Annotated in this window: 15 protein-coding genes and 1 pseudogene; 15 read left to right on the top strand and 1 reads right to left on the bottom strand. The window is 68.2% G+C overall.

Annotation, left to right across the window (positions count from 1 at the left end):
- Positions 1-71: 71 nt before the first annotated feature.
- Positions 72-797, bottom strand: a complete 726-nt coding sequence (locus ACW7GZ_RS03270; protein ID WP_457007812.1) for a glycosyltransferase — start codon at positions 795-797, stop codon at positions 72-74.
- A 202-nt stretch (positions 798-999) separates the two neighbouring features.
- Here ACW7GZ_RS03270 and ACW7GZ_RS03265 point away from each other — a divergent pair, with 202 nt between their 5' ends.
- The 15 genes and pseudogenes from ACW7GZ_RS03265 to ACW7GZ_RS03195 all read left to right on the top strand — a co-directional run bounded on the left by ACW7GZ_RS03265 (position 1,000) and on the right by ACW7GZ_RS03195 (position 14,967).
- Positions 1,000-1,443: a helix-turn-helix domain-containing protein gene (locus ACW7GZ_RS03265; RefSeq protein WP_457007810.1), complete on the top strand. Its 444-nt coding sequence runs from the start codon at positions 1,000-1,002 to the stop codon at positions 1,441-1,443.
- Positions 1,444-1,495: 52 nt separating this feature from the next.
- A complete protein-coding gene (locus ACW7GZ_RS03260; RefSeq protein WP_457007808.1) occupies positions 1,496-2,464 on the top strand; it encodes a bifunctional enoyl-CoA hydratase/phosphate acetyltransferase in 969 nt (322 codons plus the stop codon).
- The gene (locus ACW7GZ_RS03255; RefSeq protein WP_457000972.1) at positions 2,461-3,690 is read left to right on the top strand and encodes an acetate/propionate family kinase; all 1,230 of its coding nucleotides are present in this window, start codon (positions 2,461-2,463) and stop codon (positions 3,688-3,690) included. The genes ACW7GZ_RS03260 and ACW7GZ_RS03255 overlap by 4 nt, the downstream gene beginning before the upstream one ends.
- A 45-nt stretch (positions 3,691-3,735) precedes the next feature.
- Positions 3,736-4,083 (top strand): BolA family protein, encoded by a 348-nt coding sequence (locus ACW7GZ_RS03250; protein WP_457007806.1) that lies wholly within the window; start codon positions 3,736-3,738, stop codon positions 4,081-4,083.
- 167 nt (positions 4,084-4,250) lie between these two features.
- Positions 4,251-4,376 carry a hypothetical protein gene (locus ACW7GZ_RS03245; RefSeq protein WP_457000976.1) on the top strand — a complete coding sequence of 42 codons (126 nt, stop codon included), beginning with the start codon at positions 4,251-4,253 and terminating at the stop codon, positions 4,374-4,376.
- 10 nt (positions 4,377-4,386) lie between these two features.
- Complete coding sequence (locus tag ACW7GZ_RS03240; protein WP_457000977.1) at positions 4,387-5,229, top strand: c-type cytochrome; 843 nt, start codon at positions 4,387-4,389, stop codon at positions 5,227-5,229.
- A gap of 39 nt (positions 5,230-5,268) precedes the next feature.
- A complete protein-coding gene (locus tag ACW7GZ_RS03235) occupies positions 5,269-6,639 on the top strand; it encodes a cbb3-type cytochrome c oxidase subunit I (protein ID WP_457000979.1) in 1,371 nt (456 codons plus the stop codon).
- A 15-nt stretch (positions 6,640-6,654) separates the two neighbouring features.
- On the top strand, positions 6,655-7,443 hold the full coding sequence (locus tag ACW7GZ_RS03230) for an AAA family ATPase (protein ID WP_457007804.1): 789 nt from the start codon (positions 6,655-6,657) through the stop codon (positions 7,441-7,443).
- A gap of 12 nt (positions 7,444-7,455) precedes the next feature.
- Positions 7,456-9,543: a nitric oxide reductase activation protein NorD gene (locus ACW7GZ_RS03225; protein ID WP_457007802.1), complete on the top strand. Its 2,088-nt coding sequence runs from the start codon at positions 7,456-7,458 to the stop codon at positions 9,541-9,543.
- Between the two features lie 149 nt (positions 9,544-9,692).
- Positions 9,693-9,854 (top strand): annotated as a pseudogene (locus ACW7GZ_RS03220) (hypothetical protein); the annotation flags it as partial.
- Positions 9,855-10,018: 164 nt separating this feature from the next.
- On the top strand, positions 10,019-10,549 hold the full coding sequence (locus tag ACW7GZ_RS03215) for a peptidoglycan recognition protein family protein (protein ID WP_457007800.1): 531 nt from the start codon (positions 10,019-10,021) through the stop codon (positions 10,547-10,549).
- Positions 10,542-11,006 (top strand): hypothetical protein, encoded by a 465-nt coding sequence (locus ACW7GZ_RS03210; RefSeq protein WP_457007798.1) that lies wholly within the window; start codon positions 10,542-10,544, stop codon positions 11,004-11,006. Before ACW7GZ_RS03215 ends, ACW7GZ_RS03210 begins: the two co-directional genes overlap by 8 nt.
- Before the next feature lie 195 nt (positions 11,007-11,201).
- Positions 11,202-12,335 carry an AraC family transcriptional regulator gene (locus ACW7GZ_RS03205; protein ID WP_457007796.1) on the top strand — a complete coding sequence of 378 codons (1,134 nt, stop codon included), beginning with the start codon at positions 11,202-11,204 and terminating at the stop codon, positions 12,333-12,335.
- Between the two features lie 191 nt (positions 12,336-12,526).
- On the top strand, positions 12,527-14,167 hold the full coding sequence (locus ACW7GZ_RS03200) for an AMP-binding protein (RefSeq protein WP_457007794.1): 1,641 nt from the start codon (positions 12,527-12,529) through the stop codon (positions 14,165-14,167).
- Complete coding sequence (locus ACW7GZ_RS03195; RefSeq protein ID WP_457007792.1) at positions 14,164-14,967, top strand: SDR family NAD(P)-dependent oxidoreductase; 804 nt, start codon at positions 14,164-14,166, stop codon at positions 14,965-14,967. Before ACW7GZ_RS03200 ends, ACW7GZ_RS03195 begins: the two co-directional genes overlap by 4 nt.
- Positions 14,968-14,974: the final 7 nt, after the last annotated feature.

Raw genomic sequence — 14,974 nt, 5'->3', positions numbered from 1 at the left:
GCGCTGGCGGAAAGCGCCATTGTATCGCCGCGCGGCGCCCGGGCCCGGGGCCGATGCCCGTCCGCCCCGGGTCATTCAGGCGGAGGCGTCGCGTCCCTTTCATGCCGACGCGGCCCGTACCAGAGGGGCAGGGCATCCCGGGTGCGGGCGATTCGCCTGGGCGACAAGAGGAATCGCAGCGTGAACCCGAGCTTTTCGGCCAGCGAATAGGTGTGCACCTTGCGCGCCGAAGTGAGGACCGGCGTGCGCAGGATCACCAGCCGGCCCTGCCTGGCCAGCGCGCGGCCGAAGGCCACGTCCTCGGCGACGTACAGCCCTTCGTCGAAGCCGCCGGCGGCGTCGAAGGCCTCGCGGGTGCAGAAGATGAAGCAGCCCGGGGTGATGCGGAACAGGCGGAACAGCACGATCGAGGCCGATTCGAACAGACGGATGTGGAGCGGCAGCGGGCGCATGAAGCGCACGGCGGTGCCGCCACCCGCCGCGCCGCCATCGAGCGCCTGCATCGCGGCATCCACCGCCTGGCGGTTGACCAGCGTGTCCGCGTCGACGAACAGCAGGCGCCCACCGCGCGCGGCGGCGGCGCCGGCGTTGCGCGCGCCGGCGATATGGCGCACGTCGACCTGCACCACGCGGGCGCCGTGCGCGCGTGCGATCGCGGCCGTCGCATCGGTGGACGCGTCATCGACCACGATCACCTCCACGCCATCGCCATGCCCGGCGGTGGCGCCGGCCACGGCGTCGAGGGTGGCGGCGATGACGGGCGCCTCGTCGTGCGCGGGAATAATGATGGAAAGCACACCTGCTCCCTTGGCTGGTTCATGCGGGCGTCGCGGGTCGGCCGGCAGTCTGCACGGGTCCGTGCATGCGGCAGCGTGACGGACCCGGATAATCCCGTTGAAACCGCGCTGATAATTCCGGAAAGTCCAGTATTAGACGCGGGAGGCATTCAAAACTAGACTTCCCGACTATTCCCCCTATTGAAATATGGAGTAATGCCTGGTGGCCAATCTCGCAACCGTCCTGAAAGCCGAAATCGCGCGCCTTGCCCGCAAGGAAGCAAAAACCCAGCTCGAGCCCCTGCGCAAGGCCAATGCCGGTTACCGGCGCGATATCGCGGCGCTCAAGCGCGAAGTGGCGGCGCTGGCGCGGCAGGTGAAATCCGGGGCGCGCCCGTCGCGCGCGGAAAAGGCCGCGGCGGCCACGACCGAGGGCGATGCCCCCCGCGTCCGTTTCCAGGCCAAGGGCCTGAAGTCGCACCGCGAGAAACTCGGCCTGTCCGCGGCCGAATACGGCCAGCTTGCCGGCGTGAGCGGGCAGTCGATCTACAACTGGGAAGCCGGCAAGACCGTCCCTCGCCAGGCACAGGTGCAGTCGCTCGCGGCGCTGCGCGGCATGGGCAAGCGCGAAGCGGCGAAGCGGCTCGAAGCCGAAGCCGGCGAGTAAGCCGCAGCCCGGAGCCGACGCGCCCACGCTCCACGCAAGCCAAAGGACACCGATGACCGCAGACCATCCGGCGCAGCCGGCCCATCGCAAGGACGCCAACGGCAACGATGGCCTGGCGCGCCTGCTTCACCACGTCGCCAACCTGGCGCCCGTGCGCGCCGCGATCGTGCATCCCTGTGATGCCTTGAGCCTGGCCGCGGCCCTGGACGTGCGTGATGCGGGCCTGGTGGAACCGGTGCTGGTGGCACCGCGCGCGCGGCTGGACGCGGCGGCGGCGGCGGCCGGGCTCGACATTTCCGGCATCCCGGTCGAGGACGTGCCGCACAGCCACGCCGCGGCCATGCGCGCGGCCGAGCTGGCCCGCGAGGGCGAGGTCGAGATCATCATCAAGGGCAGCCTGCACAGCGACGAGCTGATGTCGGCGGTGGTGGCCTCGGCGTCGGGCCTGCGCACCAAGCGCCGCGTCAGCCACTGCTTCGTGATCCAGACGCCGCACTATCCGCGGCCGTTCCTCGTCACCGACGCCGCGGTCAACCTCGCGCCCGACCTGCTGCAGAAGGCGGACATCGTCCAGAACGCAATCGACCTGGCGCACGTGCTCGGCATCGCCACGGCGAAGGTGGCGATCCTGGCCGCGGTCGAGACGGTCAACCCGTCGATGCAGGCCACGCTCGACGCCGCGGCGCTGTGCAAGATGGCCGACCGTGGCCAGATCACCGGCGGCGTGCTCGACGGCCCGCTGGCCTTCGACAACGCGGTGTCGATGGAGGCGGCGAAGACCAAGGGCATCGCCTCGCCGGTGGCGGGACAGGCCGACATCCTGGTGGTCCCGGACCTCGAGAGCGGCAACATGCTGGCCAAGCAGCTGATCTTCATGGGCCAGGCCGCGAGTGCCGGCATCGTGCTGGGCGCGAAAGTGCCGGTGGTGCTGACCAGCCGCGCCGACCCGCGTGAATCGCGCATGGCCTCGTGCGCGATCGCGCTGATGCTGGCGCACCACAATCGACAGAGCCCTCCGTGAGCGGGCATCCCCCGGCGCCGGCGGTGGAGTCCTCCGGCGCCGACCTGGTGGTGGTGCTCAACTGTGGCTCGTCGAGCATCAAGTTCGCGGTCTACGACGGCGGCGTCGATCCGCTGCCGCGCAAGGCGCTGTGGAACGGCAAGGTGCAGGGCATCGGCGGCCCCGCGCCCGACTTCGGCGAGAGCGGGGTCGCGCCGTTCCCGGTCGAGCTCGGCGCCGACGCGCCCTATCGCAGCGCGCTGGCCCTGATCCGCGACCGCATCCTCGAACGCCTCGCCGGGCGCCGCGTCGGCGCGGTCGCGCACCGGGTGGTGCACGGTGGCAGCAAGTATTTCGAGCCGGTGCGCGTGGACCAGGGCGTGCTGGAGGACCTGCGCGGCTTCATTCCGCTGGCGCCGCTGCACCAGCCCTTCGCGCTGGAGGCGGTCGGCATCCTGCTGCGCGAGTACCCGCGGCTGCCGCAGGTGGCCTGCTTCGATACCGGCTTCCACCACACCATCCCGATGGTCGAGCAGATCCTGCCGCTGCCCTGGGATGCCTGGGAGCGCGGCCTCCGGCGCTACGGCTTCCACGGCCTGTCGTATGCCTACATGGCCACCGCGCTGCCGGAGCGCCATGGCCGGGCCGCGCGCGGCCGCACCATCGTCGCGCACCTCGGCAGCGGTGCCAGCCTGTGCGCGATGCGGGACCTGCAGAGCGTCGCCACGACAATGGGCTTCTCCGCGCTCGACGGCCTGATGATGGGCACCCGCACGGGCGCGCTGGATCCCGGCGCCGTGCTGTACCTGATGGAGATCGAGAAGCTCAGCCTGGAGGAGGTGGGACAGCTGCTGTACCACCGCTCCGGGCTGCTGGGCGTGTCCGGGATCTCGCCGGAGCCGCGCGTGATCGTGAAGCACGAAGGCGACGCGGGCGTGGCGGGCGAGCGCGCGCGCGTTGCGCTTGGACTCTATGTGCGCCGGATCGTGCGCGAGATCGGCGCGATGGCCGCGGTGCTGGGCGGGCTGGACCTGCTGGTGTTCACCGCCGGCGTCGGCGAGCACAACCCCTTCATCCGCGAACGCGTGTGCGCGGACCTCGGCTTCCTGGGCCTGGCTCTCGACGACGCGGCCAACCAGGCGAACGCGGCGACGATTTCCGCGCCGGCAAGCCGCGTGCTGGTGGGCGTGGAGCCGACCAACGAAGAGTGGATCGCGGCGCGGCAGGCGCTCGTATGCCTGGCATAGAGCGCCAGCCGGACCTGCCGCTTCGATAGCGGCGATAATGCCGCCATGAGCACGAAGATCGATCGCATCCAGGCCGCCCTGCAGGCGCTGTCCCCCAGCCACCTCGAAGTGCTGGACGAAAGCCACATGCACAGCCGCGGGCTGGAAACGCATTACAAGGCGGTGATCGCCAGCGAAGCATTCCTGGGCAAGTCGCCGGTGCGCCGCCACCAGGCCGTGTACGCTGCGATGGGCGCGCTGATGGGCGAGATCCACGCGCTCGCGCTCCATACCTACACCGCCGCGGAGTGGGCCGGCCAGGGCGCCGCGCCGGATTCGCCGCGGTGCCTGGGCGGCAGCAAGCACGACGCGCCGGCCGCGGGCGCCGCCGCCATGCCACCGCGCGAAGCCTGAGCCGCACCACGCGGAAAGCCGTGCCCCGAGCTGTCTCGCAAGCATGCCGCCGCGTGTCATGCGCGCGTGCCCGCTGCGCCGCACAATGCAAGACCCGGCAGGCAATGCCACAGTGGATCCCGCGCGGGCCCGCCTGTCCCGACCATGCCCGACCGGGGAGCCGTCGAATGAAAGCGACAAGTCTGGTGTCACCTGTCCGCTGGGTCGGAATCTTCGTGCTGCTGCTGATGGCGGTGGCCGTGGTCTACGCCGGATACACGGCGATTTCCTACTGGCCCTCGATCGCCGTCTGAGGAGGGACCCATGAACAAGCGGCAGTCACGGATCTTCGCCATCGTCGCAACGGGGCTTGCCGCCGTTGCGTTCCTCGGCCTGACCTTCTACAGCCACATGCGTTTCGGCGAGCTCACGAACGCCGACGACATCACGCCGGAGATCACCCACGGCAAGGATGTCTGGCACAAGTACAACTGCATCAACTGCCACACCCTGTTTGGCGAGGGCGCCTACTACGCCCCCGACCTGACCAAGATCGCGCAGCACCGCGGCGAGGCCTACCTCAAGGCCTACATGCGTGATCCGTCCCAGTTCTATGACGAGCAGCGCCATCGGCGCCTGATGCCGACGCAGGACCTCAGCGAGATCGAGATCGCGAACCTGGTCAAGTTCCTGGACTGGGTGTCGAAGGTCGACAACCAGGGCTGGCCGCCGCGTCCGATCCTGGTGTCCGGCGGGTCGGTCGTCGTGGCCGCGCAGGGCACCGCCGAGGGCGCGGCAGAGGCGCGGGAAGTCAGGCCCGTGCGCGCGGACAGCGATCCCCGTGCGATCGGCGAAAACCTGTTCGGGACCGCGGTGCCGGTCTGCACGGCCTGCCATTCGCTGCAGCCGGGTGTCCAGCTCGCCGGTCCGTCGATGGCCGGCATGGCGGAGCGCGCGGCGCAGACGATCGCATCGCCGGACTATAGCGGCAGCGCGACCGACGTCGAGGGCTACATCCGCGAGTCGATCGTGACCCCAAGCGCGCACCTGGTGCCCGGGGCGATGTTCTCGGCCGAAGGCACGTCCTTCATGCCCAACACGTATGCGGACAGCCTGACCGAAGAGCAGGTCGACCAGCTCGTGGCCTTCCTTGGATCGATGAAATAAGACTGGCAGGCGTCCTGCGCCGCCACCGGGAGATCTTCCATGCGTTACAAGTCGCAATCGGTGGCCTACTGGTACTTCGCCGTGGCCATGGTGCTGTTCGGGCTGCAGATCGTGTTCGGGCTGCTGTCGGCGGCCAAGTACCTCGGGCCGGATCCGCTGCTGTACATCCTGCCGTTCGACGTCACCAAGACCATCCACACCAACCTGCTGATCGTCTGGGTGCTCACGGGCTTCATGGGCGCGACCTACTGGATGGTCCCCGACGAGTCGCGCACCGAGCTGTACAGCACGAAGCTGGCCTACTGGCAGCTCGGCTTGTGGACGGTGATGGGCGTCACCGCGGTCATCGGCTACCTGTTCCGCTACGGCACCGGCAACAAGCTGCTCGAGCAGCCGCTGCCGCACAAGATCGTCATCGTCATCTGCATGCTGATGTTCCTCTACAACATCGGCATGACCATCAAGAGGTCCGGGCGGTTCACGACCACCGAGGGCGTGCTGCTGGGTGGGCTTGCGCTGTCGGCGATCCTGTATATCCCCGCGCTGCTGCACTACGAGAACTACACCGTCTCGATCTTCTACCGCTGGTGGACCATCCACCTGTGGGTCGAAGGCGTGTGGATGATGATCATGGCCGGCTTCCTCGCCTACCTCTTGATCCGCCTGTCGGGCATTGATCGCGAGGTGATGGAGAAGTGGCTTTACGTGATCGTGGGCCTGGTGTTCTTCGCCGGCATCCTCGGCACCGCGCATCACTATTATTGGGTGGGCGTACCGCATATCTGGCTGCCGATCGGCGGCTTCTTCAGCGCGCTGGAGCCGCTGGCGCTGGCTGCCATGGCGATCTACGCCTATGCGGCGATGCGCCGCGGCGGGGTGAAGCACCCCAACTCGCTGGCCCTGCACTGGACCATTGGCAGCGCGATCTTCGCCCTGTTCGGTGCCGGCCTGCTCGGCCTGGCGCACACCTGGCCCAGCGTCAACAAGTGGACCCACGGCACGCTGATCACTGCGATGCACGCGCATTCGGCGTTCTATGGCGCCTACGCGATGATCACCATGGCGATGATCACCTATGCGCTGCCCAGCCTGACCAACCGGCCCCAGGACAGGTACTCGCCGCTCGGCTACTGGGCGTTCTGGCTGCAGGTGACGGGCATGTTCGGCATGACGCTGTCCTTCGGCACCGCGGGCATCGCCCAGGTCTACCTCGAGCGGATCATGGGCATGGGCTACCTGGACGCCCAGCTGAAGATCCAGGTGCACTTCCTGATGCTGATCCTGACGGCGACGATCTTCGCCACCGGCGTCGCGATGTTCATCTTCGACTTCTTCAGATACCGCCCGCAGTTCGACGTGATCGCGGACCATCCCGCCGACGGCGAGCTGCAAAGGCGCCGGGGAACTTGATGGGTGGATGAGCGCATGAGGCCGGCGGAGGCCGGTCCGTACTACCTGCCCACGGGCAACGAAGTCGGGATCGTCGAGCAGTGCCATGCCGGCGGCCTGGCGGTGATGCTCAAGGGTCCCACCGGCTGCGGCAAGACACGCTTCGTCGAGCACATGGCATGGCGGCTGGGACGCCCGCTGATCACGGTCTCCTGCCACGACGACCTGACCGCAAGCGACCTCATCGGTCGCTTCCTGATCCGCCACGACGACACCGTCTGGCAGGACGGCCCGCTGACCCGCGCCGTTCGCGAAGGCGCGATCTGCTACCTGGACGAAGTGGTGGAGGCGCGCCAGGACACGATCGTGGTCCTGCATCCGCTGACCGACTACCGGCGCATCCTGCCGATCGACCGCACCGGCGAAACGCTGGAGGCGGCGCCGGGTTTCCAGCTGGTGATCTCCTACAACCCGGGCTATCAGCGCATGCTCAAGGACCTGAAGCCGAGCACGCGGCAGCGCTTCGTCGCGATCGAGCTGGGGTTTCCCGAACCGCCGGCCGAGGCTGCGATCGTGGTCGCGGAAAGCGGCGTGGACCGCGGCACCGCTGTTGCGCTGGTGGAGCTGGCGGGCCGCGTGCGCTCGCTCCGTGACCGCGGCCTGGCCGAGGTTCCGAGCACGCGCCTGCTGATTGCCGCCGGGCGCCTGGTCGCCAGCGGCATCAGCGTGCGCGAGGCGTGCAACGCGGCGGTGATTTCACCGCTCAGCGACGATCCGACCCTGCTCGGCGCGATGCGCGAACTCGTCGACGCGATGTTTCCCTAGGCGGCTGCCGACGTGGCCGAGGCCGAGGACGTTGTCGTCGATGTGGCGCGGCATGCGACGGTGTTCATCCGCGACACCTGGCGCCGGCACTATGCGCGCGAGCCCGATGCCCCGGTAGCGCTCGCATCGCTGGTGCGGCGCCTGGACCTGCTGGTGTCGGCCGCGTGCGGCACCAGCCTGCCGATGCGCGTGGCGCTGCCGCCGGCGCGACCGACCGTGCTGCATCGGCTGTTCCACCGCCACGCGTATCCGCGTCATCGCCAGGCGCTGCCGGCCACCAGCGGCGATGCGATCTGGCTCCCGGCCCACCTGGGGATCTGCGACGACGTCGAGGCCTCGGAGCTCTATCGGGCGATGGCGCTGCAGCAGGCGTGCCGGGCCACGCGCGGCCATGTGCGGGCGATCGCCGCGACGCGCAGTCCGCTGCTGCGCGATACAGCGCTGGTGCTGGAGGCATATGCCGCCGAAGTCGCAGTCGCGCGCGGCTTTCCCGGCCTGCTGCCGGCGCTGCGGCGGCTGCGGAGGCTGGCGTTGGCCGCGCGCCCGCCGCTGGTCGATTTTGCAGCTGCGAGACAGCCTCTGGAACAGCTGGTCCGCAGCATCCTGGAGCGTGACCTGGAGACCGCGTCGGACCGCAACGCCAACACCGGCTCCAACTCCGGTTCCGGTTCCGGTGCCGGCTTCGACCCTGACTCCGACTCGGGCCGGACTGACGACCCGCTAGTGGAAGCCGGACGGCTGCTCGCCGACTGGGACATCGACAGGGCGGACGCGCGCCGGCTTGGCCCGATGCCGCTGTACCGCGACTGGTGGACGGGCGAGCTGCGCGAGGCGGGCACCGTTGCCCGGATGTTGGATGGCAAACCCTTCAACCATGATGAGCAAGACGCCGGGCCGGTCCGCAGCGCGCGGATGGAGCGAAGGCCCGAGGAGCGCGAAGCCACCGAGGACGAGGACCGGCCCGGCGAGCCCGGCGCGTGGATGATCCAGCAGGACGCGCCGCACGAGGTCGCCGAGGATCCCTTCGGCCTGCAGCGCCCGGTCGACCGCGACGACGAAACCAGCGCTGACGAGTACGGCGACATGCTGTCGGAGCTGTCATCGACACGGATGATCGCCGCGCCCGACCCGCCGCGCGAAGTCCTGCTGTCGGACGACCCGCCCGCCAGCCGCGCGAAGATCGAGTTCGACGATCCCGACGCCGGCGGCACCCGCTTCCGCTATCCCGAGTGGGATCATGCAAGCGCGTCGTACATCGAACACGGCACCACGGTGCGGATGGTGCCGCCGCCAGATGGCGACCCCGCCTGGATTGACGCCACCCTGGCCCGCCACCGCTCGCACCTCGACGGCATCCGCCGCCAGTTCGAGGCCCTGCGTCCCGAGCGCGTCCGCATGCGCCGGCAGAGCGACGGCGAGGACATCGACATCGATGCCTGCGTCGAAGGCCGTGCCGACCTGCGTGCCGGCGGCTTCCTGCGCGAGGGACTGTACGAGACGCGCCGGCCGGGCCGGCGCAGCATCGCCGTCTCGCTGCTGGTCGACGTGAGCGGCTCCACCGACGGCTTCATCGGCGGCGGTCGGCGCGTGATCGACGTCGAGCGCGAGGCCCTGCTGCTGGTCTGCATGGCGCTGGAGGGCCTGGGCGAACCCTTCTCGGCCATGGCCTTCTCCGGCGAAGGCCCGCACGGGGTGTCGATGCGCACCTTGAAGGCCTTCGACGAGGCCTACGGGCCGGACATCGCGCTGCGCATCGCCGGCCTGGAGCCGGAGAACTACACGCGCGCCGGCGCCGCCATCCGGCATGCCACCGCGCTGCTGATGCGGCAGCCGGCCGAACATCGCCTGCTGCTCATGCTGTCCGACGGCAAGCCCAACGACGCCGACCGCTACGACGGCCTATTCGGCGTCGAGGACATGCGCCAGTCGGTGACCGAGGCGCGGCTGCAGGGCATTTTCCCGTTCTGCCTCACGGTGGACCTGCAGGCTCCAGGCTATCTGCCGAAGGTGTTCGGACCGGAAAGCTACGCGGTGCTGTCGGCGCCTGAGCGGCTGCCGCTGGTGTTGCTGGACTGGACGCGGAGGTTGTTGGCGCGGTAGCGGCCTGGGACAAGCATGGCGTCTTGCAGGCCGCGTTGGCCGACGTGTGGGACAGGCTGCACCGTTTGGAAGCGTTCACGTTGAGCGCCGCCCCGGGATCGGTTATCAAACAGGCTTCAGGTTCCAAGGCATTGGACGATGGCTCGGATATGGATCGTCGTTGGCGACGCGACCACTCATGGCGGCAGGGTGGTCAGCGGTTCGCCTTCCACCGATATCGAAGGCAACCCGTCGCCCGCATGAGTGACGCAGTTGCCTGTCCGAAGTGCGGACCCACGACGATCGTCAGTGGTGATGCGACCATCCTCGTCGACGGTCAGCCCTTGGCGCGGCATGGCGATTCCACCACCTGCGGCGCCACCCTGATCGCAGGCAGCCAAGTGCGGGCCTTCATCGATCAAGGCCCGGCAGCCGGGAGTGGTGCAGGCGGGGTGGCGGCGGCGGTCGCGTCGTCGCCGCGCTGGAGAAGGGGAAGATGGACGGCCCGAAAGCCATCGTGCTGCACCGGACCGATGGCGCCAGCGTGCAAAGCGCGCTCAACTCCGCGGGGACGGGCATCGGTACCCACTTCTATGTCGACAAGGACGGCACGGTCTACCAGGCCGCGAGCCTGCTCAAGCACACCTACCACGTGGGCAAGATCAAGTCCCGGTGCATGGCCAACGGCACCTGCCCGGTGGACGAAACCAGGGAGATCACCAGTTGGAAGTGGAACCCGACCAAAGTGCACAACCACGAAAAGGTCAAGGCATACCCGGTGCGCTTTCCGATGAATACCGACAGTGTCGGTATCGAGACGGTGTCACGCTGCGTCAAGAACTGCGGCCCGAAAGACACCGGCACGCCGGAGTGGGAGCCGCCGACGGACGAGCAGAAGGCGTCGATCGCCACGATCGTCGGGATCCTGATGGAGGAGTACGGGCTCACCAGTGCGGACATCTATGAACACGACCTCATTTCGTACAAGACGGCAGGCGAGGGCGCGGGGCTGTACGTCGATGAATGATGACGTGGCCAATGCGCCGCGCGTCCACGCCCTCAGTTGGGTCGTGGCGGCCCTGGCGCTGGCTGGCGCGTCCTGCGGACACGCGCTGCCGGAGAACGAGTCAACAAGGCCATCGCAATCGCCGGAGGTGATCGAGGTCGCCGATGCCGAGTACACGGGCGCGGCCGGCGATCCGCTGGAAGCCGCGTGTGGCGAGTGGCAGCTGTCCGGCCGGCAGGTGGTGGAGTTCTTCCAGCTGAGCCGGCAGTACGGGCAATCGCCGTACTCTGAGTTCTACCAACTGCCGTGCTCGATCTCGGGGAAGCTCCGCAGCGAAGGCGCAACCTGGGACTTCGTGATTGGTGGCGGCGGAACGGCCACCTGGTCGCATGGCGGACAGACCCGGCATTTCGGCTGCAGCGCGGAGGCCTGCGCGCCGCTGGTGCTGCTGCACACGGATCTCATGGACCCGGAATAGCCGGCGCGAAGGCGGCCCTGCGGTGCGAGAACCGATGCTGCTGCGCAGCATTGACCGGACAATTGGCGACACCCTAGGATGAATCAGGCACTGCTGTGCCGTCATCAGCCGACACGGAATTTGTCGGCTTCAATTCAGACCTCGCCGTCCGATGGTGCAGAAGCGGTACAAGGCAGGGCAGCGGAGAAGAGTGCAATGGCGCTGAATGCCGTGGAAGACGTCGCCGTAGACGCTCCCTCGAAATTTGATCATGGGCACGAGGATGCCCGGTCGCGATCCACCCCCGAAACCGTAGGCGTCGACAGCCTGCAGGGTTTCCCGCAGCTGGCGCGTGAGCTTGGCGGTGATCCGGACGCCATCCTGCGACGCGCTTCGATTGATCCGGCGTTGCTCGACAAGCCCGGTGCGTTCATCGAATACCGGGCGTTCCTGAACGTGATGCAGCAGGCGGCCAGCGACCTCGAATGTCCCGAGTTCGGGCTGAAGTTTGCCTGCATGCAGGGAGGGAACAAGGCCATCGGCCCGATCGGCGTGGTGATGAGGAATTCCACCACCCTGGGGCAGGCGATCGGCTACTGCGCGAAGAGCATCCACGCCTACAGCGTGGCCACGCGGATCCGCTTCGTGCCCGACCGTCCCAACCACAAGCTGCTGGTGCGCCTGGAAATCCTGCTCGAGCGCACGCCAGACAGGCGCCAAGCGGTCGAGCATGCCCTGATGCTGGCCAGCCTCAACATCCGCGAGCTGACCGGTGGCAACGCCCGCGTGCGGAAAGTGCTGTTCACGCACGAGCCGCAGGCGCCGCTTCGCGCCTATCGCCACTACTTCAACTGCGAGGTCGCGTTTGGCGAACAGGCCGACGGCCTGATCCTCACCGAGGACGACCTGATGTGCGCGGTGGTGGATCCGGACTCGCGCGTGTACGAGATGGCGACCACTTTCATCGAGAACCGCTTTCCGCACGTGGAGGCGTCGATCCAGTCGCGCGTGCGCAGCCTGATCGAGCAGTACATCGGCAGCAGGGATTGCACCAACGACCGCATTGCAGCCGAGTTCTGCCTGCATCCGCGCACGCTGCAGCGCCGGTTGCGCGCCGAAGGCACCTCGTTCGAGGACATCAAGGACGAGATCCGTCGCGAACTCGCGCTCCGCTACATCCAGCATGGCGACATGCCTCTCAAGAAGGTGGCGGAAAGGCTGGGCTATGCCGAGACCTCGGTGCTCTCGCGCAGCTGCCTGCGCTGGTTTTCGGTGAGCCCGCGCGATCTGAGGATGCAGCAAGGGCCCGCTGGCGGCGTGGTCTGTTCGGCAAACAGCCAGCAGGGCTGACGCGCATTTCGAGTACCTGTCGCCCGCGAGGGCGGCATGTCCCGTGCGCGTGACGGGCGTGCGTACCGTCGTACCCGGTCCGCCACCTGTCGCCAATCATCAATGCTGGACGGAGCGATGTTGTCGATGATGTCGGCATGAGCGTGGCGCGTGGTGCCGACGAAGGTAGTCGAATGGTGGTTGAGCAAAGCGTGGGGCGAATCCGGAAGGGCGGCTTTTCGCTGCGCTGGGACGCCCGGCGGGCCGCCGATGCCTATCGCGATGGCTGGTGGATCGACGGCACCCTGGCCGACGACCTGCGCCGGGCCGCCGTGGACACGCCCGGCCGTGTGCTTGTGGTCGATGGCGAGGTGCGGCTCGACGCACGTACGCTGCATGCACAGGCGGTATCCCTCGCGCGGGGCCTGATGGCGCGGATGCCGGCCGGCAGCGTGGTGTCGTTCATGCTGCCCAACTGGAACGAAGCTGCGGTGCTGTACCACGCGATCACCCTGGCGGGAATGGTCGCGCATCCGGTGCTTCCATCGATGCGCGACCACGAACTGCTGTTCCAGCTGCGCGACATCGGCTCGCGCATGGTGCTGATTCCGTCGGAGTTCCGTCGCCACGACTATGCGGCAATGCTCGCACGCGTCGTCGCCCAGCTTGAGTCGCCACCCGCGGTGCACGTGGTGCGTGGCGATCCCGGGCCACATGCGGAGTACGCAGCGCTGTTCGGGGCCGGTATCGACCTGGTGCTGCCAGGGCTGGATCCGGATGCGGTGCGGATGGTGATGTACACCTCGGGCACGAGTGGCCGTGCCAAGGGCGTCCTGCACACCCACAACACGCTGCATGCGCTGATGCGCCAGATCGGGCACCACTGGCACGTGTCGCCAGGCGATGTGTTTCTGGTGCCATCGCCGATCAGCCACATTGGCGGCTCGATATACGCATTCGAAGCGCCGGCGATGCTCGGCACGAGCGCGGTGCTGATGGACCGCTGGGAGCCGCAGGCCGCGCTGGCGCTCGCCGCGCGCGAAGGCTGCACCCACATCTGCGGCGCAACGCCGTTCCTGGAGCAGCTCCTTGCAGCGGCGAAGGCGGAAGGATCGCAGCTGCCGTCGCTCAAACTGTTCGTGTGCGGAGGCGCCTCGGTGCCGCCGTCGCTCGTGCGCAGCGCCGCCGCGCATTTCTCCAGCGCCGCGGTGACGCGCGTATACGGATCGACCGAGGTGCCGGTGACCACGGTCGGCTGTCCTGCGCGGGATGATCTTGATCGTGCGGCCGCGACGGATGGCCGGCCGGGTGTTGCGAACGTGCGCATCGTCTTTTCTGGACAGGCCGCCGATGGCGAAGGCGAGATCCGCGTGCAGGGGCCGCAGATGATGGCGGGCTACCTGCACGCCGAAGACGAGGCGTCCGCGTTCGACAGGGATGGCTTCTACCGGACCGGTGATCTTGGGCGATGGGTGGGCGACGACTGCCTGGTGGTGTCCGGCCGCAGCAAGGACATCATCATCCGCCACGGCGAGAACATCGCACCGAAGGAAATCGAGGACATGCTGCTCGAACATCCGCAGATCGCCGAGATCGCCATCGTCGGGATTCCTGACCTGCGTACCGGCGAGCGCGCCTGCGCGGTGATCGTGCCTGCGAGCGGGAGCAAGGCGCCGGATGTGGAAGCATTAGCCGGATTCCTCGCGGAGCGCGGCGTGGCGAAGTTCAAGTTTCCGGAAGAGGTCGCGGCGTGGGCGGCGCTGCCGAAGAACGATGCCGGGAAAATTCTGAAACACGGGATCCGCACCACGCTGGCGCTGCGCGCAAGCAATGCCGGGACGGAGATGGCATGACGGACACACAGACACCACGCACGCAGGTCGCCATCATCACCGGCGCAAGCAGTGGCATCGGGCGCGGCTGCGCGCTGAAGCTTGCCGGGGCGGGGATGGCGATCGTCGGCATCGGCCGGGATCCGGACAGGCTGCGTTCGCTCGAGGACGAAATCGGCGACCCGTCACGGGTGGCGACGCTCGCACTGGACGTTACCGCGGACGACGCGCCGCGGCGCATCGTCGAGCTGGCGGTGCAGCACTGGGGCGGCATCGACTTCGTCGTCAACAACGCCGGCGCGGGAAGTCCGAAACCGCTGCACGAAGCGGACGATGCACACTTGGATTACTTCATCGGACTGATGCTGCGCGCGCCGTTCCGGCTTGCGCGTGACGCACTGGCACACATGCGCCCCGGCGGCGCGATCATCAATATCAGCTCCACGTTCTCCGTCGTCGGCGGCCTGCGCGGCGGCGCCTACTCGGCTGCCAAGGCTGGCCTGGACGGACTGACGCGGCATATCGCATGCCAGTACGGCGCATCCGGCATCCGCGCCAATTCCGTCGCGCCAGGCGTCACCGTGACGCCGATGACCGAGGGCCGCCTGGAGGATCCGACCTTCCGGCGCATGAACACGGAAATGACGCCGCATACGCGGCTGGGCACGGTGGAAGACGTCGCGTCGACGGTCGCGTTCCTCTGCTCGCCGGGCGGCAGCTTCATCAATGGCCAGACCATCGTCGTCGACGGCGGCTGGAGTTCGACGAAATACCTGTCCCAATCCGGGCGCACTTCGGTGTGGACCCAGCGGGACGGCTGAGACCTTA

The organism is Luteimonas sp. A537, assembly GCF_054052065.1.
The sequence above is the reverse complement of the archived record's forward strand: the minus strand, read 5'-3'. Positions and strand labels throughout refer to the sequence as shown.

Coding starts and splice junctions, on each gene's coding strand:
- ACW7GZ_RS03260 (WP_457007808.1), top strand. CDS start 1,496: ATGACCGCAGACCATCCGGCGCAGCCGGCCCATCGCAAGGACGCCAAC.
- ACW7GZ_RS03250 (WP_457007806.1), top strand. CDS start 3,736: ATGAGCACGAAGATCGATCGCATCCAGGCCGCCCTGCAGGCGCTGTCC.
- ACW7GZ_RS03245 (WP_457000976.1), top strand. CDS start 4,251: ATGAAAGCGACAAGTCTGGTGTCACCTGTCCGCTGGGTCGGAATCTTC.
- ACW7GZ_RS03240 (WP_457000977.1), top strand. CDS start 4,387: ATGAACAAGCGGCAGTCACGGATCTTCGCCATCGTCGCAACGGGGCTT.
- ACW7GZ_RS03235 (WP_457000979.1), top strand. CDS start 5,269: ATGCGTTACAAGTCGCAATCGGTGGCCTACTGGTACTTCGCCGTGGCC.
- ACW7GZ_RS03230 (WP_457007804.1), top strand. CDS start 6,655: ATGAGGCCGGCGGAGGCCGGTCCGTACTACCTGCCCACGGGCAACGAA.
- ACW7GZ_RS03215 (WP_457007800.1), top strand. CDS start 10,019: ATGGACGGCCCGAAAGCCATCGTGCTGCACCGGACCGATGGCGCCAGC.
- ACW7GZ_RS03210 (WP_457007798.1), top strand. CDS start 10,542: ATGAATGATGACGTGGCCAATGCGCCGCGCGTCCACGCCCTCAGTTGG.
- ACW7GZ_RS03205 (WP_457007796.1), top strand. CDS start 11,202: ATGGCGCTGAATGCCGTGGAAGACGTCGCCGTAGACGCTCCCTCGAAA.
- ACW7GZ_RS03195 (WP_457007792.1), top strand. CDS start 14,164: ATGACGGACACACAGACACCACGCACGCAGGTCGCCATCATCACCGGC.